The organism is Actinomycetospora straminea (assembly GCF_028737255.1).
Taxonomy (GTDB): Bacteria; Actinomycetota; Actinomycetes; order Mycobacteriales; family Pseudonocardiaceae; genus Actinomycetospora; species Actinomycetospora straminea.
The window spans coordinates 51,635-71,505 of record NZ_JAQZAN010000004.1 but is presented as its reverse complement, the minus strand read 5'-3'; the positions used below and the strand labels follow the sequence as shown (position 1 = coordinate 71,505).

20 protein-coding genes are annotated in these 19,871 nt (G+C 75.0%); 9 read left to right on the top strand and 11 right to left on the bottom strand.

The window, feature by feature from the left end; all coding sequences use genetic code 11:
- The first annotated feature begins 25 nt into the window (after positions 1–25).
- The gene (locus PH190_RS07730) at positions 26–802 is read left to right on the top strand and encodes a helical backbone metal receptor (RefSeq protein WP_274230919.1); all 777 of its coding nucleotides are present in this window, start codon (positions 26–28) and stop codon (positions 800–802) included.
- Here the strand turns inward: PH190_RS07730 and PH190_RS07725 are convergent.
- Together PH190_RS07725 and PH190_RS07720 are read right to left on the bottom strand one after the other, a co-directional pair.
- Complete coding sequence (locus PH190_RS07725; protein ID WP_274230918.1) at positions 799–1,482, bottom strand: hypothetical protein; 684 nt, start codon at positions 1,480–1,482, stop codon at positions 799–801. The genes PH190_RS07730 and PH190_RS07725 overlap by 4 nt on opposite strands.
- 21 nt (positions 1,483–1,503) lie before the next feature.
- Complete coding sequence (locus tag PH190_RS07720; protein WP_274231140.1) at positions 1,504–2,265, bottom strand: SDR family NAD(P)-dependent oxidoreductase; 762 nt, start codon at positions 2,263–2,265, stop codon at positions 1,504–1,506.
- Between the two features lie 60 nt (positions 2,266–2,325).
- Between PH190_RS07720 and PH190_RS07715 the strand changes: the two genes are divergently transcribed.
- A complete protein-coding gene (locus tag PH190_RS07715; RefSeq protein WP_274230917.1) occupies positions 2,326–3,243 on the top strand; it encodes an AEC family transporter in 918 nt (305 codons plus the stop codon).
- A gap of 46 nt (positions 3,244–3,289) precedes the next feature.
- Here the strand turns inward: PH190_RS07715 and PH190_RS07710 are convergent, their stop codons facing one another.
- Positions 3,290–4,477 (bottom strand): MFS transporter, encoded by a 1,188-nt coding sequence (locus PH190_RS07710; protein WP_274230916.1) that lies wholly within the window; start codon positions 4,475–4,477, stop codon positions 3,290–3,292.
- 109 nt (positions 4,478–4,586) lie between these two features.
- Here PH190_RS07710 and PH190_RS07705 point away from each other — a divergent pair, with 109 nt between their 5' ends.
- The 3 genes from PH190_RS07705 to PH190_RS07695 are packed head-to-tail and all read left to right on the top strand — an operon-like array spanning position 4,587 to position 7,219.
- Positions 4,587–5,522, top strand: coding sequence for a LysR family transcriptional regulator (locus tag PH190_RS07705; RefSeq protein WP_274230915.1), 936 nt, complete (start codon positions 4,587–4,589; stop codon positions 5,520–5,522).
- A 39-nt stretch (positions 5,523–5,561) separates the two neighbouring features.
- Positions 5,562–6,413: a 3-hydroxyacyl-CoA dehydrogenase family protein gene (locus PH190_RS07700; protein WP_274230914.1), complete on the top strand. Its 852-nt coding sequence runs from the start codon at positions 5,562–5,564 to the stop codon at positions 6,411–6,413.
- A gap of 2 nt (positions 6,414–6,415) precedes the next feature.
- Positions 6,416–7,219 (top strand): SDR family NAD(P)-dependent oxidoreductase, encoded by an 804-nt coding sequence (locus PH190_RS07695; protein WP_274230913.1) that lies wholly within the window; start codon positions 6,416–6,418, stop codon positions 7,217–7,219.
- A gap of 447 nt (positions 7,220–7,666) precedes the next feature.
- On the opposite strand, the gene PH190_RS07690 is transcribed toward PH190_RS07695, so the two are convergent.
- The gene (locus PH190_RS07690) at positions 7,667–8,170 is read right to left on the bottom strand and encodes a methylated-DNA--[protein]-cysteine S-methyltransferase (RefSeq protein WP_274230912.1); all 504 of its coding nucleotides are present in this window, start codon (positions 8,168–8,170) and stop codon (positions 7,667–7,669) included.
- Between the two features lie 35 nt (positions 8,171–8,205).
- Between PH190_RS07690 and PH190_RS07685 the strand changes: the two genes are divergently transcribed.
- Entirely contained in the window at positions 8,206–9,144 is a 939-nt protein-coding gene (locus PH190_RS07685; RefSeq protein WP_274230911.1) for an NADP-dependent oxidoreductase, read from the top strand.
- A 53-nt stretch (positions 9,145–9,197) separates the two neighbouring features.
- Here PH190_RS07685 and PH190_RS07680 read toward each other — a convergent pair whose 3' ends face one another.
- From PH190_RS07680 to PH190_RS07665, 4 genes are all read right to left on the bottom strand, one after another.
- Positions 9,198–10,490, bottom strand: a complete 1,293-nt coding sequence (locus PH190_RS07680) for an Nramp family divalent metal transporter (RefSeq protein WP_274230910.1) — start codon at positions 10,488–10,490, stop codon at positions 9,198–9,200.
- A 19-nt stretch (positions 10,491–10,509) separates the two neighbouring features.
- Positions 10,510–11,238 (bottom strand): MBL fold metallo-hydrolase, encoded by a 729-nt coding sequence (locus PH190_RS07675; protein WP_274230909.1) that lies wholly within the window; start codon positions 11,236–11,238, stop codon positions 10,510–10,512.
- Positions 11,235–12,344 (bottom strand): alpha/beta hydrolase, encoded by a 1,110-nt coding sequence (locus tag PH190_RS07670; RefSeq protein WP_274230908.1) that lies wholly within the window; start codon positions 12,342–12,344, stop codon positions 11,235–11,237. Before PH190_RS07670 ends, PH190_RS07675 begins: the two co-directional genes overlap by 4 nt.
- A gap of 178 nt (positions 12,345–12,522) precedes the next feature.
- The gene (locus PH190_RS07665; RefSeq protein WP_274230907.1) at positions 12,523–13,323 is read right to left on the bottom strand and encodes a tryptophan-rich sensory protein; all 801 of its coding nucleotides are present in this window, start codon (positions 13,321–13,323) and stop codon (positions 12,523–12,525) included.
- 68 nt (positions 13,324–13,391) lie between these two features.
- Between PH190_RS07665 and PH190_RS07660 the strand changes: the two genes are divergently transcribed.
- Together PH190_RS07660 and PH190_RS07655 are read left to right on the top strand one after the other, a co-directional pair.
- Complete coding sequence (locus PH190_RS07660) at positions 13,392–13,874, top strand: MarR family winged helix-turn-helix transcriptional regulator (protein ID WP_274230906.1); 483 nt, start codon at positions 13,392–13,394, stop codon at positions 13,872–13,874.
- 32 nt (positions 13,875–13,906) lie between these two features.
- Positions 13,907–14,713, top strand: a complete 807-nt coding sequence (locus tag PH190_RS07655) for a hypothetical protein (RefSeq protein ID WP_274230905.1) — start codon at positions 13,907–13,909, stop codon at positions 14,711–14,713.
- A gap of 77 nt (positions 14,714–14,790) precedes the next feature.
- On the opposite strand, the gene PH190_RS07650 is transcribed toward PH190_RS07655, so the two are convergent.
- The 3 genes from PH190_RS07650 to PH190_RS07640 form a co-directional block, all read right to left on the bottom strand.
- The gene (locus PH190_RS07650; protein WP_274230904.1) at positions 14,791–15,843 is read right to left on the bottom strand and encodes a protein kinase domain-containing protein; all 1,053 of its coding nucleotides are present in this window, start codon (positions 15,841–15,843) and stop codon (positions 14,791–14,793) included.
- Positions 15,840–16,403 (bottom strand): hypothetical protein, encoded by a 564-nt coding sequence (locus PH190_RS07645; RefSeq protein WP_274230903.1) that lies wholly within the window; start codon positions 16,401–16,403, stop codon positions 15,840–15,842. The genes PH190_RS07650 and PH190_RS07645 overlap by 4 nt, the downstream gene beginning before the upstream one ends.
- A gap of 125 nt (positions 16,404–16,528) precedes the next feature.
- Positions 16,529–18,244, bottom strand: coding sequence for an L-lactate permease (locus PH190_RS07640; RefSeq protein ID WP_274230902.1), 1,716 nt, complete (start codon positions 18,242–18,244; stop codon positions 16,529–16,531).
- Positions 18,245–18,389: 145 nt separating this feature from the next.
- On the opposite strand from PH190_RS07640, the gene PH190_RS07635 reads away from it, so the two are divergent.
- Complete coding sequence (locus tag PH190_RS07635) at positions 18,390–19,865, top strand: peptide MFS transporter (RefSeq protein ID WP_274230901.1); 1,476 nt, start codon at positions 18,390–18,392, stop codon at positions 19,863–19,865.
- Positions 19,866–19,871 lie beyond the last annotated feature (6 nt).

Sequence of the window (19,871 nt, the reverse complement as noted above, 5' to 3'; positions counted from 1 at the left end):
TTCGCGGGGGTGGCACGCTGGGGGCATGAACGTCGTCGACGACGAGGGCCGCCGCGTCCCGCTCCCCGCGACCGTCAGGCGTGTGGTCAGCCTCGTCCCGTCGCTCACCGAGGCCGTCGGGGTCACCGAGCCCGGCCTGCTGGTGGGTGCGACGGACTGGTGCACCCATCCCGACGACCTCGACGACCACGGGGTCACGCGGGTGCGGGGGACGAAGAACCCCGACATCGACACGATCGTCGCGCTGGCGCCCGACGTCGTGCTCGCCAACGCCGAGGAGAACAAGCCCGCGGAGCTCGAGAAGCTGCGCGCGGCCGGCCTCGCGGTCTACGTCACCGACATCCGCACCGTCGACGGCGCCCTGCGCTCGCTGGAGCGCGTCCTGGCCGCGTGCGGGCTCGACCGCCCGGCGTGGCTCGACGGGGCCCGCGCGGCGTGGGACTCGCTCCTGCTCCCCGACCACCCGCGCCGCGCCGTCGTCCCGATCTGGCGCAGGCCGTGGATGGCGGTCGGCTCGGACACCTTCACCGGGTCCGTCCTCGCCCGCCTCGGCATCGAGAACGTGCTGGGCGACAGCCCCGAGCGCTACCCGCGCTTCGACCCGGCGGACCTGCCGGCCCACGACCTCGTCGTCCTGCCCGACGAGCCGTACCGGTTCACCGCCGACGACGGCCCGGAGGCGTTCGACGCCCCGTCCGCGCTGGTCAGCGGGCGCCTGCTCACCTGGTACGGGCCGAGCCTGCTCGAGGCCGCGCACGTGCTGCCCGAGGCCCTGGCGGCCGACGAGACCGCGGCCACCTAGGAGGTCGTGCGCCGCACCTCGTCGTGGGAGCCCTCGACCTCGATGCGGGCCAGGGCCCCGGCGAGGCGGCCGGTCTTCTCGGCGCCGCTGCCGTAGCGGGCGAGGTCGGCGGCCGTCTCGCCGAGCCCGAGCGTGGCGGCGGCCCGCAGGGCGCGGGTGTCGGCGAACGGGGAGACCTCCTCCCAGAGCACCTGCACCTCGCGCAGGAACACGTCGGCGACGGCGTCGTCGACCCCGGGCAGGGCGGTGAGCAGCTCGCGCTCGCGGGCGGGGTCGCGGCCGGCCTCGTCGCGCAGCGTGCGCAGGTCACCGCCCCAGTCCGCCGACAGCGACGACGCGAGCGCCACCAGCGTCCCGGCGTCGGCGGAGGCGCTGTCGTCGCGGTCGTCGTCGCGGTCGAACCCCTCGACGGCCGCCCCGAGCTCCTTGGCGACGTCCTGCTCGTTCGCGGCCGCGAGGTCGGAGGCGGTGTGCCAGCGGTTGGTGACCTCGTGCGCGGCGCGCGCGGGTCCCGTCGCCTCGCCGCGGGGGGCGACGAGGACCGCCGCCACGAGCAGACCGAACAGGCTCGCCGGGTTGTCGGTGCGTCCGAGCCCGATCTCCTCGGCGAACCCTCGGCCCTCGCGCTCGAGCACGGCGCGGGCGGTCAGCTTCTGCTCCTCGGTGAGGGTGTCGTCCATGACCGCCGGGCTACCCGGCCGCTAGGTGGTCGTCACCCCGCCGTCGACCGTGACGGTGGTCCCGGTGACGTACGAGCCGGCGTCGGAGACGAGCCACACCAGCGTCGCGGCGAGCTCCTCGGGATCGCCGATCCGCCCGGCCAGCACCCGGGGCATCATCTTCTCGAGGTAGCCCTCCTGGTAGCTGTCGGTCATCTCCGAGGTGAAGAAGCCGGGGGCGAGGGCGTTGACGCGGATGCCCTTGCGTGGCGTCCACTGCTGGGCGAGGTCGCGGGTCAGGCCGATCAGGCCCGCCTTCGACGCCGAGTAGGCGGCCTGCGGCAGCCCGGCGGTGGTCAGCGCGAGGATGCTCGAGACGTTGACGATGGCACCGCCGTGGGGCATGTGCGGCACGACGGCCTGGGCCATCCAGTAGCACCCGTTGAGGTTGACGTCGATGACCTGCCGGAACTGGTCCGGGGTCTCCTTGGTCGCCGGGTAGGCGGTGCCGACACCGGCGTTGTTGACCAGGATGTCGATCTTGCCGAACTCGTTCGCGGCGGCGTCGGCCAGCTTGCGGCAGTCGTCGGGTGACGCGACGTCGGTGCTGACGGTGATCGCGCGGCGCCCGCGCTCCTCGACGGCGCGGCGGGTGTCCTCGAGCTTCTCGGCGCGCCGGGCGCCGAGCACGACGTCGGCGCCCGCCTCGGCCAGCGCGGTGGCGAACACCACGCCCAGCCCGGAGGAGGCGCCGGTGATCACGGCGACGCGGTCGTCGAGTCGGAAGCGGTCGAGGATGCCCATGGTCACGGGACCGTAGGGCACGCCGCGCAGCGCTCCTAGGGTGCCGGGCGTGGTCGACCGGTGAGCGGGGTGCTGGAGGGCTTCCTCGTCATCGGGGTGGTCGTCGCGGTCGGGATCGTCGTCGGGCGCCTCGGGGTGCTGCCCGACGGCGCGACCGAGACGCTCTCGCGCACCGCCTTCTTCGTCGCGAGCCCGGCGCTGCTGTTCGTCACGCTGCTGCGCGCGGACGTGGCCCGCGTGCTGTCGACCGGGCTCGTCGTGACCGCGCTCGCGGCGGTGGCGGTGTGCCTGCTCTACGTCCCGGTCGGCCTGCTGCGGCGGCGCCCGCGCGGGGAGACCGTCGTCGGGTCGATGGCCAGCGGCTACCTCAACGCCGGCAACCTCGGCATCCCGATCGCGACGTACGCGCTGGGCAGCGCGGCCGAGATCGCGCCGTCGCTGATCTTCCAGCTGGCCGTGCTCACGCCGGCGTACACGACGCTGCTCGACGTCGTCGCCGCCCGGCGCCGGGGCGAGGAGCCGGGCCTGGCGGACGCGCTGGTCGCGCCGCTGCGCAACCCGCTGCTGCTGGCGACGGTGGCGGGCCTGCTGCTCAACGTGGCGGGCGTGGCGGTCCCCGAGAGCCTGCTCGAGCCGGTCGAGCTGCTCGCCGACCTCGCGGTGCCGGCGATGCTGCTGGCGTTCGGGCTCTCGCTGGCGCACGCCCAGCGCCCGGGCCGCGACGACGACCCGGTGTGCCTCGGCGCGGTGATCGTCCTCAAGAACCTCGCGCACCCGTTCCTGGCGTGGGCGATCGGGTCGGCGTTCGGGCTGACCGGCCCGGCGCTGCTCGCGGTCGTGGTCTCGGCGGCCCTGCCTACCGCGCAGAACGTCTTCGGCTACGCCGTGCGCTTCGGCACCGGCGTCCCGCTGGCCCGCGACGCCGCGCTGCTCACGACGCTGGTCAGCGTGCCGGTGCTGCTGGTCGTGGCGCTCTAGGTGCGTGATCTTCTGAGCTATGGCTCAGAAGATCACGCACATGAGGTCAGGCCGCCGCCAGCGCCGCCCGGGCGTCGCGCCGGCGCACGCGGACCTCCAGGCCACCGGAGAGCGCGAGGACGGCGAGGCCCACGACCGCGAGGACCGCCCCGACCACCGCGGGGGCGAGGTAGCCCAGGCCCGCGGCGATGACCATCCCGCCGAGCCAGGCGCCCAGCGAGTTTGCGATGTTCGACGCCGACTGGATCGCCGCCGACGCCATCGTCGGGGCCTCGCCGACCAGGTCGAGGATGCGCGTCTGGATCGCCGGGCCCAGGGCCAGCGAGAACATGCCCGCCCCGAACAGCGAGAGCACCGCGAGCACCGGGTGGTGCACGGTGACCACGAAGCTCACCAGCACCCCGGCGAGCGCCACGAGGCACGCGTACAGGGTGGTCATCGGCGCCCGGTCCGCGGCGCGCCCGCCGAGCACCGAGCCCGCGGTCATGCCCAGGCCCACGACGGCGAGCAGGACCGTGACCGTGGCGGTCGAGAAGCCGCCGACCTCGGTGAGCATCGGGGTGACGTAGCTGTAGCAGGCGAACATGGCGCCGAAGCCGAAGACCACGGCGGCGAGGGCGAGCACGACCTGCGGGTGGCGCAGGGTCGCGACCTCGGTACGCAGCGCGCCGCGCCCGGTCGCGGCGGGCTCGGCGGCCGGCACGAAGGCGGCGATCCCGGCGACGGCGACCAGGCCGATCACGCCGACGACCGCGAAGGTGGCCCGCCAGCCCGCGGCCTGGCCGAGCAGGGTGCCCAGCGGCACGCCGACCACGTTGGCGACGGTCAGGCCCAGGAACACGCGCGAGACGGCGGTCGCGCGCCGGTCGCGGCCGACCATCGCCGCCGCGGCCACCGACGCCGCGCCGAAGAAGGCGCCGTGCGGCAGGCCGGTGAGGAAGCGGATCGCGAGCAGCGAGCCCATCCCCGGCGCGACCGCCGAGAGCAGGTTGCCGACCGCGAACACGCCCATCAGCGCCATGAGCACCGGGCGGCGGGGGAGCTTGACGGTGGCGCCGGCGAGCAGGGGCGCGCCGACCACGACGCCCGCCGCGTAGGCGGAGACGAGGTGTCCGGCCTCGCTGACCGGGACGCCGAGCGCGCAGGCGACCTCGGGCAGGAGGCCCATGATCACGAATTCGGTGGTACCGATGCCGAAGGTGCCCAGGGCGAGGGCGAGCAGGGCCAGAGGCACGGGGAGCTCCTCGGGGGGTTCGACGGGCTGGCTGTCGTCCCGATCCACGGTTCGCGGCCAGCAACCATAAGTCGAAGAAGCTGAGTGCGAGGATCGATAAGATGAGCTGATGGCACCGACCCTGCGGCAGCTCGAGTCGTTCCTCGCCGTCGTCGACGAGGGCTCGTTCACCCGGGCCGCCGACCGGCTGTTCGTCACCCAGCCCGGCCTGTCGCAGCAGATCGCGGCGCTGGAGAAGGACCTGGGCGGGTCGGTGTTCGACCGCCTCCCGCGTGCGGTGCACCTCACGCCCACCGGCCGCGCCCTGCTCCCCCACGCCCGCACCGCGGTCACCGCGGCCGAGCGCGGCCACGCCGCGGCGCGCCAGGTCACCGGATCGGAGGGCGGTGAGCTGCGCATCGCCTGCGTCTACTCGGTGAGCCTGGGCCTGCTGCCCGGCGTGCTGCGCCGCTGGCGCGCCGAGAACCCCGACGTCACCGTGCGCCTCTTCGAGCACCGCCACGGCGACGCGCTCGCCGCCGCGATCGCCGACGGGCAGGCCGACGTCGGCGTCGGGCCGGTGCCCGCCCGGTGGCGCGGGCGCCAGCGCACGCTGGGCCAGGAGGAGATGGTCGTGCTGCTGCCGCCGAACCTCGGCCCCGACGACGTCATGGCCCCCGCCGGCGGTGAGATCGCCCTCACGCGCCTCGAGCACGTCCCGTGGGTGCAGTACGCGCCCGACCACGCGCTCGCCGACGTCCTCCTCGACGCCTGCGAGCGCGTCGGCTACCGGCCGCGGGTGGCGGTGCGCACCGAGCAGACGGCCGTCGCGCCCCTGCTCACGGCGGCCGGGATCGGGCCGTCACTGGTGCCCGCGGCGATCGTCCCGACGGACTTCCCCGGCACCGTCGCCCGCCCGGTCCCGCGCGTCGAGCGCGAGCTCGCCGCCTACACCGGCGCCGACCCGGACGCCCTGACCAACCGCTTCCTCGGCGACGTCGCCCGGCACGCGGTCCTGCTGCCCGACCACGTCACGGCGGCGCTGCACGGCCCCGCCGTGCTATGACACGGGCTGAGCGCTCGATCACCCAGGAGGTCCCACCGCATGGACGCACGCCCGACGACCGCCGTCATCGGGGGCGGCACGATGGGCGCCGGGATCGCCCACGTCCTGCTCGCCGCCGGCTCCCCGGTCGTGCTCGTGGAGGCGGACGGCTCCCGGCTGGACGCGGCGGCCCAGGCCGTCGCGGCGAGCCTCGACGGCGCCGCGCAGCGCGGCAAGCTGCCCGAGGGAACCACGCGCGACGACCTCGTCGCCCGGCTCACGCCCACCACCGCGGTGGAGGAGCTGCCCGCCGACACCGCGCTGGTGGTCGAGGCGGTGCCCGAGCGGGTCGAGATCAAGCAGACGGTGCTCGGCGCCGCCGCCCGCGCCTGCCCCGAGGCCGTGCTCGCGTCGAACACCTCGTCGCTCTCGATCGGCGCGATCGCGGCCGAGCTGCCCGGCGAGCGCGTCATCGGCATGCACTTCTTCAACCCGGTGCCGGCCCAGAAGCTCGTCGAGCTCGTCGTGCACCCGGGGACCTCGGAGGCCACCACGCAGGCCTGCCGCGACTGGGTGGACGCGCTGGGCAAGACCTCGATCGTCGTCAACGACGCGCCCGGCTTCGCGACCTCGCGCCTGGGCCTGACCGTGGGCCTCGAGGCGATCCGCATGGTCGAGGAGGGCGTCGCGAGCCCCGACGACATCGACACCGGCATGCAGCTGGGCTACCGCTGGCCGATGGGCCCGCTGCGCCTCACCGACGTCGTCGGCCTGGACGTGCGCCTGGCGATCGCCGAGCACCTCACGCGGGAGCTCGGCCCGCGGTTCACCCCGCCGCAGCTGCTGCGCGACAAGGTGGAGCGCGGCGAGCTCGGGCAGAAGTCCGGGCGCGGCTTCTACGACTGGAGCTGAGCGTGGACCTGGACCTCGGCGGGCGGGTCGCCATCGTCACCGGCGCCTCGCGGGGCATCGGCCTGGCGTGCGCGCGGGCACTCGCGACGGAGGGCGCGCACGTCGTGCTCGTCGGCCGGGACGCCGACACGCTGGAGGGCGCGGCGGGGCGGGTGCGCTCGGCCGGCCCGGCGTCGACGGTGCTGACGATCGTCGCCGACACCACCGACGACGCGGCGGTGCGCACGATGGTCGACCGCGCGGTCGGCGTGCTCGGTGGCGTGGACGTGCTGGTCAACGCGGCGGCGCGGCCGGCGGGCGGGTCGCCGATCCCGCCGCTGGCGGAGCTGACCGACGACGCGGTGCTCGCCGAGGTCGACACCAAGGTGCTCGGCTACCTGCGCACGGCACGCGCCGTGGCGCCGCACATGACCGCGCAGGGCTGGGGGCGGATCGTCAACATCTCCGGCCTCAACGCCCGGCGCACCGGCTCGATCGCGGGCACGATCCGCAACGTCGGCGTCGCCGCGCTCACCGCGAACCTCGCCGACGAGCTCGGCCCGCACGGCGTCGGCGTCGTCGTCGTGCACCCGGGCTACACCGAGACCGAGCGCACGGCCGGCATGATCGCCGACCGGGTCGCGGCCACCGGGCGCTCCGAGGACGAGGTCCGCGCCGAGCTCGCCGCGGCCACCAGCCTGCGGCGGATCATCACCGCCGACGAGGTCGCCGACGTCGTCGCGTTCCTCGCCTCCCCCCGCGCGGTCAGCGTCACCGGCGGCGCCGTCGCGGCCGCCGGCGGCGAGCGGGGCGTCGTCCACTACTGACGGGCCCGGTCGCGGCGGACGGGCCCGGCCGCCGCGGACGGGCCCGGTCGCAGCGAACGGGCTGTTCGCTGCTTCTACGCGCGCGAAGTCCCCGTCGATCACCAGCGAGGAGCCACCCCGAACACAACGAACCGGCGCCCCCGTGGCGGGGACGCCGGTCCGTTTCTGGGAGGAAGTGTCAGCTCGGGACCCGCACGGTCCCGGTCGTCCCACCGACCGACTGGATGCGCTCAGCGGCGTGGAGTCTGGTCTGGATCAGCTCCCGTGCGCGGTGCGGCGCCGGGACGACCGGGTCCTCGTGATGCGGTGCGGGGTCTTCCCTGCGTCCAATCCATCACCTCTTCCCGGTCATTCCACTGCGGTCGCGTGCGCGGTGCGGATCACCCGTCAGCTCCTGTGATCGGCACCACAGCAACACGTCCGACGGTACTCGCCGCGAGGGCAGGGTCAAGGGCTCCGGCGCTCCAGCGCCAAGAGCAATCGCTTGCGTGCGATCCCGGGTCCCCCACCCGAGGGATGACCCGCCGCGGTGACCACGCGATGACAGGGAACGAGCAGGCTGACCGGATTGCGAGCGTTCGCGGTCCCGACGGCCTGCGCCGCGCGCGGTTTCCCGACCGCCGCCGCGAGCGCGCCGTAGGTCGTCACCGACCCGTAGGGCACCTCGGCCAGGGCCGCCCACACGGCCCGCGAGAACGCCGTCCCGGGCGGGTCGACGGGCACCGAGAACCGCTGCCGCTCCCCCGCGAAGTACTCGTCGAGCTCGACGGCGAGGGCGTCGAGGCCCGCGCAGGCGCCCTCGTCGGGGACGCCGAACGCGGGGTCGGGCCCGCGCTCGTGCTGGTCGTGGACGTGCACCCCGACGACGGCCCCGCGCTCGTCGTCCCACGTGAGCGTGAGCGGGCCGATCGGGCTGTCGACGACGCGGAAGCGGCGCGGCGATGTCGTCACGCGTCCCGGTCTACCCGTCCGGGTAGGCACGATGCGTGCGAGCCATCGGAGTGAAGTCCTACGGAGGGCCCGACGCCCTCGAGGTCGTCGAGCTGCCCGAGCCCCACGCCGGTCCCGGCGAGGTCCGGCTGCGCGTGCGGGCGGCGGCCGTCAACCCCACCGACACCCTCGCCCGCGACGGCTCCCGGGCCGAGCGCCAGCGCAAGGACCCGCCGCCGTACGTGCCGGGCATGGACGCCGCGGGCGAGGTCGACGAGATCGGCGAGGGCACCGACACCGAGCTGCACGTCGGCGACGCGGCGATGGCGATCGTCGTGCCCGACGGCACCCACGGCGCCTACGCCGAGCACGTCGTCGTGCCCGCGGCGTCGGCGGTGCGGGCGCCGTCGACCGCGTCGATCGTCGAGGCCGCCACCCTGCCCATGAACGCCCTGACCGCGCGCCTCGCGCTCGACACGCTCGCGCTCGCCCCGGGGCAGACGGTCGCGGTCACCGGGGCGGCGGGCGCCCTCGGGGGCTACGTCGTGCAGCTCGCGAAGGCCGACCGGCTGACCGTCGTCGCCGACGCTTCCGAGGACGACGAGGCCCTGGTGCGGGAGCTGGGCGCCGACGTCGTCGTGCGCCGCGGGGACGACGTGGCCCGGCGCATCCGCGACGACCAGCCGGGCGGGGTCGACGCCGTGGTCGACGGCTCGCTGCAGGGCGACGCGCTGCTCGACGCGGTGCGCGACGGCGGGAGGATCGCGACGGTGCGGGGCCACCGGGGCGCCGACGAGCGCGGGATCACCTGGCACCCGGTGCTGGTGCGCGAGGTGGCCGAGGACCACGCGGCGCTGGACCGGCTGCGCCGCCAGGCCGAGGAGGGCGTGCTGACCCTGCGCGTCGCCGACACCATCCCGTACGAGAAGGCGCCCGAGGCCCACCGGCGCCTCGAGGCCGGCGGCGTCCGGGGCCGCCTGGTCCTGACGTTCTGACCTCGACGTGCGTGATCTCCTGAGCCATAGCTCAGGAGATCACGCACATAGCCCTACCCGAACGTGTCGATCAGCTCGGTCACGCACAGGACGAGGAACAGCGCCGCGGCGCCGACGAGCAACGTCGTCGAGAGCCACCCGTTGCGCCACTCCCGCGGGGTGCGGCTGCTGTTGAGCAACCACAGCAGCGTGATCGCCAGGAACGGCATGAAGAACGCCCCGAGCGCGCCGTACGCGACGACCAGCGCGAACGGCCGCCCGAGGAACAGCAGCAGCATCGGCGGGAACGTCAGCCACAGCAGGTAGGCCCGGAACGGCACGGAGCGCTCGGCGTCGTCGGAGAGCTGCCCGGCGGCGGCGAGCTGCTCGGGGGTCCGGGCGACGGCCTCGCGGCGCGTGCGCACGAAGTCGGTGACCATCAGGCTCACGCCCTGCCACACGCCCAGCAGCGACGAGAACGACGTCGCGAAGAAGCCGACCAGGAACAGCGTCGCGATCACCGGACCGAAGCGCTGGGCGAGGATCGCGTCGAGGTCGAGCAGGCCGCGGTCGCTCTCGACCAGCGCGATGTTGGCCGTGTAGAGCAGCTCGGCGCCGACGACGAGCATCGCGGCGACGAAGATGCCGGTGGTGATGTAGGCGACGCGGTTGTCCAGCCGCATGACCCGGATCCAGGAGCTGTCGCGCCAGCCCTTGGCGTTGACCCAGTAGCCGTACGCCGCCATCGTCACGGTCCCGCCGACGCCGCCGACCAGCCCGAGCGTGTAGATCCCCGAGCCCTGCGGCAGCGTCGGGAGCAGCCCCGCGAGCATCGCCGGGACGTCGGGCAGCACGAGGATCGCGAGCCCCACGACGACGACGAACATGACGCCCACGAGCACCGTCATGATCTTCTCGAACAGCGGGTACGAGCCGAACCACACGAGCACCAGCCCGACCAGGCCGCACGGGATGCCCCAGGCCGGGATCGAGCCGCCGAACATCGCGGCCAGCGGCAGCGCCGACGACGTCATCGCCGTCGCGCCGTAGACGAACCCCCAGATCGCGACGTAGACGACGAAGTAGACGGTCGTCCACGACCCCAGCGAGCGCCAGCCCGCGAAGATCGTGGAGCCGGTCGCGAGGTGCCAGCGGCCCGTCGCCTCGGCCAGCGCGATCTTGACGACGACGCCGAGCACCACCGCCCAGAGCAGCGTGTAGCCGTACTCGGCGCCCGCGACGAGGGTGGCGACGAGGTCGCCCGCGCCCACGCCGGTCGCCGCGACGACGATGCCCGGTCCGACGATGCTCCAGCGCCGGCGGGGCTCCTGGCCCGCGACGACGTCCTCGGTCCCCCGATCGGTCATGCCGGGCAGTCCACCACGATCAGCCCTCGCGCCGGGAGACCTGTGTCACCGCCTCCGCGGGCGTGCCGTGCCAGGCGGGGCCGTGGCCGGGCAGCAGCACGCCCGCGTCCAGGCCGGCCAGCGGCGCGAGCGACCCGCGCGCGTGGTCGAAGAACGCGGGCAGGCGCTGGGGGCCGTGGTGGCGGCTCGTGGGGTGCCCGGTGACCAGCACGTCTCCGCTGACGAGCACGCCGGCCCCGGGCAGCAGGTAGGCGGTGTGCCCGCTGGTGTGGCCGGGCGTCGCGACCGGGACGGGGCGGCCGGGCAGGTCGAGCGGCGCGGCGTGGGCGACACCGCTCGTGGTCGGCAGCGCGACCTCCCGCAGCGCCCCGAGCCGCGCCGCGTGCACCGCCCAGGCGAGCACCCGCGGCCGCCAGGCGTTCCGGGCGACGTCGGCGGGGCCCGCCTGCTCGAGGAACTCCCGGCGGGCGTGGCGCGCCTCGACCGGGCCGGTCAGCACCGGGATGCCGTGGCGCGCGACCAGCGGCGCGAGCCCACCGACGTGGTCGACGTGCGCGTGGGTGACCAGCGCCGCGACGACGTCGCCCGGCCCGCGCCCGAGGGCGGCGAGCGAGGCCCCGACGGCGTCGGCGTCGCCCGGGTAGCCGCCGTCGATCAGCGTCACCGCCGCGCCGTCGACGACGAGCACCCAGTTCACCGCCGACCCGCGCACGAGGTGCACGCCGTCGGCGACCTCCTCGATCCTCACGACGTCCGCGTCCCCACGTGTTCGGCGAGGAACGCAAGGACCGGCGGGCGGGTGGCCTGGGCGCCCGGGCTGCCGAAGGGGAAGTCGAAGACGTGGTCGGCGTGGGGCACCTCGACCAGCCGGCCGGGAACGCCCGCGGCGCGCAGGTCGCGGTCGTAGGCGTGGACGCGGTCGGGGAAGACGAAGTGGTCGGCGGACCCGAGCACGAGCAGGGTCGGCGGCAGGTCGGGGCGGACGAGGGCGGCGGGCGACGACGCCCGGGTGGCCGCCACGTCGTCGGCGGCACGCCCGCCGAGCACGGCGTCCTGGAGCGAGCGGTCCACGGCCCGCAGGTCGGTGACCGGGTAGTACGCGACCACCGCGCGCGGGCGCGGCGCGGCGAGCTCGCCGGCGAGGATGCCGGCGGTGGTGCTCAGCGCGAGCGTCGCGCCGGCCGACTGCCCGGCGATCACGAGGCGGCCGGGGTCGAGGTCCTCCTCGCCGGCGTGCTCCGCCGCCCACGCGGCCGCGGCCGCCACGTCGCGGCGCTGGCCCTCCCCCACCGGTGCGGGCGGGGGCAGGCGGTACTGCACGGCGACGACGGCGTGCCCGCGGTCGGCGAGCCAGCGGCACAGCGCCGTCCGGTCGGTGCGCTCGCCGCGCACCCAGCTGCCGCCGTGAACCCACACGACCACGGGGTGCGGGCCGGGTCCGGCCGGCCGGTACAGGTCGAGGAGCAGGGGCCGCCCGAGCTCGTCCGCGGCGTAGGGCTCGGTGCGGTCGGGGCGGCCGTCGGGCTGGCCCGTGACCGTCAGCGCCTGCCACCAGTCGATCCGGGTCCCCGACGCGCGGACCTGGGTGACGAGGACCCCGACGAGGGCCACGGCGGCGACCAGCGCCACGCCGGCGACGACCGCGCCGTCGGTCCGCGCCCCCAGCGCCCGCGCCAGCACGCCCAGCCCGACGCCGGTCAGGGCCGCGAGCGCGGCGTGCAGCGGGTACTGCCCGGTGACGAAGGACCCGAGGAACCCGATCACCGGCAGCCGCGGGGCGTACGTGCCGACCGCGACGACGAGCACGCCGAGCAGCCACACCACCGCCACCACGCGCACCAGCCACACCAGCACCCGCGTGCCCTCCTCCGCTCGGTGATCACCTCACCACGCGGGGCGGGCGGACGCAGCAAGGGCCGGAGCAGCAAGGGCCGGAGCAGCAAGAGCCGTGATCAGCAGGACGCCACGCACCTCGGGAGGGCTCGCGAGGTGCCTGGCGTCCTGGTGATCTCGGCGTGCTGGTGATCCCGCGTCAGCCGAACGCCGCCGCCACGCGCCGACCCCGGGGCGCGGCGAGCACGCGCCGGACCGCGACGGCCACCACCGCGACCAGGGCCACGACGGCCGCGACGACGACCGCGAGCGGCGGGCCCATCACCACGATCGCCCCGAGCGCCCAGACCACGGACGCCGCGTAGGGCAGCGCCCCGGCGGTGCGGGCGACGACGGCGGCGGCGATCGCCCCGGTCACGAGCAGGACCAGCGCGCCCAGCACCGTCGCGACGCCGCCGGCGCCCGGCGCGCCGAGGAACGTGCCGGTGGTGGCCGCGCCGACGACGGTCGCGACGCTGACCCAGCCCGCGTAGAGCGCGACGGGGCCGTGGAGCATCCAGCGGTCCGCCGCCCCGTCCGCGGGGTGGGCCGTGAGGCGCGCCAGTGCCACGGCGAGCACCACGAGCAGCCCGACGATCACGGCCTGCGCGAGCACGACCGCCTGCGCCGAGAACGCGAGGATCCAGCCGGCGTTGAGCACCGCGGAGGCGACCAGCCACCAGCCCGTGGCCCGCTGCACCGGACGCTCCGGCTGGCCGGGCAGCACGCCGCGCAGGGCGAGCACGAGCAGCGCGGCGTAGATCACGCCCCAGATCGAGAACGCCGCGGGCACCGGCATGACGACCGTGGTGTTCTCCTGCGCCACCTGGCCCACCGACAGGCCGAACGCGCCCGAGCCGCCCAGCCCGCCCGCGACCACCTGCACCAGCGCGCCGAGCAGCAGGGCCCCGGCCCGCACCCGGTCCGCCACCGTCACCCGCGACCGCACCGACGTCGTCACCCGACACTCCTTCATCGTCGAATCTCTCGATCGTCGAGAATACAGGGAGCGCGACTAGGCTGCAGGACGTGACGGACCGTGGCCGGGAGGAGCGCGAGCACCTCGTCGACCTGCTGCAGGCCTACGCCGACGAGGCCGGGCGGCTGGGGCACGTCTTCGCCGCCGGGCAGGGGCTGCACCGCACCGACGCCGCCGCGCTGCTCGCCGTCCTGCGCGCCGAGCGGGACGGGGACCCGCTGACGCCGGGGCGGCTCGGCGAGGAGGTCGGCCTGTCGTCGGGGGCCACGACCGCGGCCGTCGACCGCCTCGAGCGCCTCGGGCACCTCCACCGCCGCCGCGACGACATCGACCGCCGCCGGGTCACGCTGCACCACGACCCGGCGGGCGCCGATGTCGGGCGCGCCTTCTTCGGCCCGCTCGCCGCGCGTCTCGACGCCGTGCTCACGGGCTACACGCCCGCCGAACTGGACGTCGTCCACCGTTTCCTCACCGAGGTCGTCGCGTCGGTGGCCGAGCACCGCGCCGAGGTGTCGCAGGGAGGACCGTCCTGAGCTCCCCGATCGGCGCGCGGGCCCGCCTCGCGGTGGTCGTCGCGGTCGTCGTCGCGGTCCTCGCCCTGCTCGTCACGCTCGTCGTCGTGCTCGCCGAGAGCGACGTCGCCGCCCGGCCCCGGTGCACGATCACCGCCCCGCCCGACTCCCCCGGCCTGCCCGCGACCTGGACCCTCAGCCCCGAGCAGGCCGACAGCGCGGCGACGATCGTCGGGGTCGGCCGGCGTCTCGGCGTGCCCGACCGCGCCGTGACGATCGCCCTCGCCACCGCCATCCAGGAGTCGAGCCTGGCGAACCTGCGCGACGGCGACCGGGACTCGCTCGGCCTGTTCCAGCAGCGCCCGAGCCAGGGCTGGGGCTCCGAGGAGGAGATCCTCGACCCCGTCTACAGCACCACCGCCTTCTACACCGCGCTCCTGCAGGTGCCGGGCTGGGCGGGCATGGACGTCACGGTGGCCGCGCAGACGGTGCAGCGCAGCGGGTTCCCCGAGGCCTACGCCGACCACGAGCCCGAGGCGCGGCTCATGGCGGTGTCGCTGCTCGGGCAGGCGCCGGCGTCCTGGACCTGCACCGACCTGCCGGCGACCCCGCCCGCCGACCCCGACGCCGGGGCGGTCGCCGAGCTCGCCGCCGCGGAGCTGGGCACGCGTCGGCTCTCGGGCGCGCAGCCGGCCGAGGACGGGTGGGCGATCGCGACCTGGCTCGTCGCCCACGCCGAGCGCCTCGCCCTCGAGAGCGTCACCTACGACGGGCGGACCTGGACCGTCGCCTCCGGCGCGTGGGAGCAGACCGGCCCGGCGGACGGGCGCCTGGCGCTGCGGCGGATCGGCCGGCCCTGACCGCGGTGCACTTCGCGCAGGTGAGCAGAAAGAAGTGCTGTAGCGCGTCTTTCTGCTCACCTGGCGAAGCCACCAGCTCAGCGCAGGGCCAGCAGCACCCCGGCGCCGACGAGCACGAGCACGGCGAGCACGACCAGCGCGATCCCGAGGCGGCGCACGGCCGACCAGGGCTCGGTCTCGCCCGGGTCGGGGCCCTCGTGCGGGACGTCCTGGGGCCGGGTGCCCGGCGGCCGGCGTCGGGCCGGGGTGTCGGGGGCCGGCCGCGTGATCACCTCGGTGCGACGCACGGGATCGGGTGCGGCGAAGCGGCGCAGGTCGTCGGCGAGCTCGCGGGCGTCGTGGTGGCGCATCGCCGGCTCGAGGGCCAGGGCGCGCAGCACGACGGCGTCGAGGTCCGGGGAGAGGGCCGGGACGTGCTCGCGCGGCGGCACCGGTGACTCGCGCAGGCGCTGCGAGGCCACCTCGACCGAGCTGGGCCCGCGGAACGGTGTCTCGCCGGTGAGCAGCTCGTAGAGCGTGCAGCCCACCGCGTAGACGTCGGAGCGCCCGTCCAGCGGCTCGCAGCGGACCTGCTCGGGCGAGAGGTACGCCGCGGTGCCCATGACGACCCCGGTGCCGGTGAAGCCCTCGACGTCGGCGACCTGCGCGATGCCGAAGTCCATGAGCTTGACCGTGCCGTCCTGGCAGCGCATGACGTTGCCGGGGTTGACGTCGCGGTGCACGATCCCGCGGTCGTGGGCGGCGGCGAGCGCCTCGCACACCGGCACGAGCACCGACGTCGCCTCGTCCGGCGACAGGCGCCCGCGGTCGCGCAGCTCGTCGCGCAGCGTGCGCCCCTGCACGTACTCCATGACGACGAAGACCTCGCCGCCCTCGGCGAACCCGACGTCGTGCACGGCGACGACGTGCGGGTGGTCGATCACCGCGGCCGCGCGGGCCTCGTCGCGCAGCCGCCCGCCGTACTCGGCGTCGCCCCGGTGCTCGGCCGGGAGCAGCTTCACCGCGACCGTGCGCCCGAGCTCGCGGTCGAGGGCCCGGTGCACCTCGGCCATGCCGCCGCGCCCGATGAGCCCGCGCAGCTCGTAGCGGTCGGCGAGCACCGGCCCGGCCGCGGCACCGGAGGCGCTCACATCCGTCGCGTCCGCGCCGCGTCCCCGCCGCCGAGCAGGGCGTCGAACAGGTAGCGCTGGTCGACCATCGCCTGGCGCATGTCCTCGGTGCCCGCGCTGCCCTCCTCGACGTCGGTGACCGTGCGGTGGGACGCCCGGTAGCGCTCGACGAGGTCGGGGTGGTCGACCGAGATCATCTTGGCGCGGTCCTCGAAGCGCTCGTTCGGGTAGCCGCGCTCGCGCATCACCTGCTGGACGAGCAGGTCCGCGTCGCGCAGGCCCGTCGACGGGTTCTCGACGAAGGTCGACTGCGCCGAGTCCCACGCCTTGCCGAACCGGTCGCGCTCGCCCTCGTCGAGCTCGCGGATCTCCAGCTCCCGGCGGCGCTTGAGTCGCGCCCGCAGCTCGCGCTCGCCGTCGCTGCGGCCGTACTCGGACACCACGCGGTCGTACTCGTCACCGAACTGGCTCCGCAGCGCCGCGCGGCGCGACCGCGACCGGCTGCGGGCCACGAGGACGAGCACGACCCCGACCACGAGGACGGCGACCGCGACGATGACGGCGATGACGACCGGATCCATGAGCCCCTCCGTGCGTCCCGGCGACGTGCGGGACGATCAAACCACCCGGTGCCCGGTCCGCCCGGTCCGCGATCCCCGTTGGGGTGAAGAGTCGCCGAACGGTTCCTCCCGCTCCGCCGTCCCGATCAGCCGGGCACCACCATCCAGCCCAGTACCGGCGTCGACTGCAGCAGTACCAGCACGCACATCCCCGCCAGGAACACGAGGCTCCACAGCAGCACGCGCCGCAGGATCTCGCCCTCGCGCCCGCTCATCGCCACCGCCGAGGCGGCGATGGCCAGGTTCTGCGGCGAGATCATCTTGCCGAGCACGCCGCCGGAGCTGTTGGCCGCGGCGAGCAGGATCGGGTCGAGGCCCGCACCCCGCGCCGCGGTGACCTGCAGCGAGCCGAACAGCGAGTTGGCCGAGGTGTCCGACCCGGTCACCGCCACGCCCAGCCAGCCCAGCACCGGCGAGAGCACCGCGAAGAAGCCGCCGGTGCCGGCGAGCAGCCCGCCCAGGGTCAGCGTCTGGCCCGAGGTGTTCATGACGTAGGCCAGCGCCAGGACGGCCATGACCGTGACGATCGCCGTGCGCAGCAGCACGAGCGTGCGCCAGTAGGCGGCGACGGCGAGACCGGGCCGCACGCGCAGCACCAGCGCGGTGACGATGCCGGCGATGAGCAGGATCGTGCCCGCCGACTCCAGCCAGTTGAACGTGAACGCCTGCGTCGAGACGGGCTTCCCCGCCTCGGTCATGACGTTGAGTCCGGGCCAGTTGAACTTCACCGTGGTGGCGCTCAGGGCGTCGTCGATCACGGGGATCTGCTGCAGCGAGAACAGCAGGATGATGATCAGGTACGGCGCGTAGGCGAGGACCACGTCCCGGCGGGTGTCCCGGCTGTGGTCGTCGTGGTCGGAGCCCGCCGGGGCGTCGGTGCTGCTCGCGCCCGTGCCGCCCCCGGAGCCGCCGCCCCCGGCCGACCCGCCGCCGCTCACGCTCACCGACTCCCGCGCGTCCTCCGGCGCGTCCGCCGTCACCGCGCTGCGCCGCGGCGGACGCGCCCGGACGAGCAGGACCACCGCGCCGGCCGCGAGCAGCGCGGCGACGATGTCGGTGAGGGCGAGGGAGATGTAGTTGCTGGTCACGAACTGCGCGGCCCCGAAGACGACCCCGGAGACGAGCGCCACCGGCCAGGTCTCGCGCAGACCCCGGGCGCCGTCGACGAGCGCGACGAGGACGAACGGGACGAAGACGGCGAGGATCGGGGTCTGCCGCCCCACCATGGCGCCGAGGGCCTCCTCGGGCAGCCCGGTCACCGAGGCGAGCGTGGTGATCGGCACGGCGATCGCGCCGAAGGCGACCGGTGCGGTGTTGGCCACCAGCGCCACGACCGCGGCCTTGAGCGGGGTGAACCGCAGGGCCATGAGCATGACGGTGCAGATCGCGACCGGGGTGCCGAAGCCGGCGAGCGCCTCGAGCAGCGCGCCGAAGCAGAAGGCGATGATCACCGCCTGGACCCGCTGGTCGTCCGAGACCGACCCGAAGGACCGGCGCAGCACGTCGAAGTGCCCGGTGGAGACCGTCATCTGGTAGATCCACAACGCGTTGATGACGATCCAGAGGATCGGGAAGAACCCGAAGACGGCGCCCTCGGTGCCGGCCAGCAGCGCCTGCCCGACCGGCATGCCGTAGGCGAGGATCGCGACGGCGAGCGCGACGGCCAGGCCGATCAGCGACGCGAGCCAGGCCCGCATCCGCAGACCGCCCAGCAGCACGAACAACGTGAGCAGCGGGAGCACCGCGACGAGCGAGCTCCACACCAGTGACCCACCCAGCGGGGTGTCGTTCTGGACGTACATGCGTGCCCCCTCCCACCCACCCGACCGCGGTGCCGGGCATGGTGGCGCAGCGTGCCCGCTCCGTGCCTCCCTGTCGACACGAACGGGCGTCGCGGTGCGGTGAGCCGCCTGGCGGTCGCGCTCCGCGAGGAGCACGCTGCACACCGTGACGACGACCCCGACGGGATCGACCGCGACGACCGGCTCCACCGACCGCCGCTTCTTCGGCCACCCCCTGGCCCTGGGCACCGTGTTCTCGGTCGAGCTGTGGGAACGCTTCTCGTTCTACGGGATGCAGGCCGTCATGGCGTACTACCTGTACTACGCCGTGGCCGAAGGCGGGCTCGGGTTCCCCGAGGAGTCCGCGACGAGCGTCATCGGGGCCTACGGCGGGCTGGTCTACCTCGCGGCGGTCGTCGGCGCGTGGGTCGCCGACCGCCTGCTCGGCGCGGAGCGGACGCTGTTCGTCTCCGCCGTCATGGTCATGGCCGGGCACCTCGGCCTCGCGCTCCTGCCCGGGGTCACCGGGGTCGCGGTCGGCCTCGTGCTGGTCGCGCTCGGCAGCGGCGGGGTGAAGACGGCGGCGACGACGGTCGTCGGCTCGCTCTACGACCGCGACGACCCGCGTGCCGACGCCGGCTTCTCGATCTTCTACATGGGCGTCAACATCGGCGCGCTCGTCGGGCCGCTGCTGACCGGCCTGACCCAGGAGCTCGCCGGCTTCCACTGGGCCTTCGGGCTCGCCGCGATCGGCATGGCGATCGGTCTGACGATCTACACCCTCGGACGGCGCGGCCTGCCCGCGAGCGCCGCGGTCGTGCCCAACCCGCTGCCCGCCGGCGCCTGGGTGCGCCCGGCCGTGGTCGCGGTGGCCGTCGTGGTGCTCGTCGCGGTCGGCTTCGCCACCGGCGTCCTCTCGGCCGCCACGCTCTCGACGAGCGTCGCGGTCGTCGTCGCCGTGATCTCGGTCGCGATCTTCGCCATCCTGCTGAGCAGCCCGCAGGTGGACGGCGACGAGCGCAGCCGCGTGCGGGCGTTCATCCCGATGTGGCTGGGCAGCGTGGTGTTCTGGTCGCTGTTCCAGCAGCAGTTCACCGTCGTGACGCTCTACTCCGACACGCGCCTGGACCGGAACCTGGTCGGCTGGGAGATGCCGATCGCGTGGGTGAACTCGATCCAGCCCTTCTGGGTCATCGTGCTCGCCCCGCTGTTCGCGCTGCTGTGGACGAAGCTCGGCGACCGGGCCCCCTCGACCGCGGTCAAGTTCGCCCTCGGCGCCGGCGTGATGGGCGTCGCGTTCCTGCTGTTCCTGCCGTGGGCCGGCGGCGGCGCGAACACCACGCCGGTGCTCGCGATCGTCGGCATCCTGCTGGTGTTCACCCTCGCCGAGCTCAACCTCTCGCCGGTCGGGCTCTCGCTCTCGACCCGCGTCGGGCCGGCTGCCTTTCGCAACCAGACGGTGGCGCTGTTCTACCTGTCGGTGTCCCTGGGCTCGGCGCTGTCGGGCACGCTCGCCGGCTACTACTCGGCCGAGAACGAGGGTGCCTACTTCGGCGTCATCGGCGGCGCGGCGATCGTGCTGGGCCTCGTCCTGTTCGCCCTGAGCCCGTGGATCCGCCGCGCGATGCGGGGCGTGCGGTAGTCACCC

Coding starts and splice junctions, on each gene's coding strand:
- PH190_RS07680 (WP_274230910.1), bottom strand. CDS start 10,490: ATGACCGATCGGGGGACCGAGGACGTCGTCGCGGGCCAGGAGCCCCGC.
- PH190_RS07730 (WP_274230919.1), top strand. CDS start 26: ATGAACGTCGTCGACGACGAGGGCCGCCGCGTCCCGCTCCCCGCGACC.
- PH190_RS07640 (WP_274230902.1), bottom strand. CDS start 18,244: ATGTACGTCCAGAACGACACCCCGCTGGGTGGGTCACTGGTGTGGAGC.
- PH190_RS07705 (WP_274230915.1), top strand. CDS start 4,587: ATGGCACCGACCCTGCGGCAGCTCGAGTCGTTCCTCGCCGTCGTCGAC.
- PH190_RS07725 (WP_274230918.1), bottom strand. CDS start 1,482: ATGGACGACACCCTCACCGAGGAGCAGAAGCTGACCGCCCGCGCCGTG.
- PH190_RS07720 (WP_274231140.1), bottom strand. CDS start 2,265: ATGGGCATCCTCGACCGCTTCCGACTCGACGACCGCGTCGCCGTGATC.
- PH190_RS07700 (WP_274230914.1), top strand. CDS start 5,562: ATGGACGCACGCCCGACGACCGCCGTCATCGGGGGCGGCACGATGGGC.
- PH190_RS07645 (WP_274230903.1), bottom strand. CDS start 16,403: ATGGATCCGGTCGTCATCGCCGTCATCGTCGCGGTCGCCGTCCTCGTG.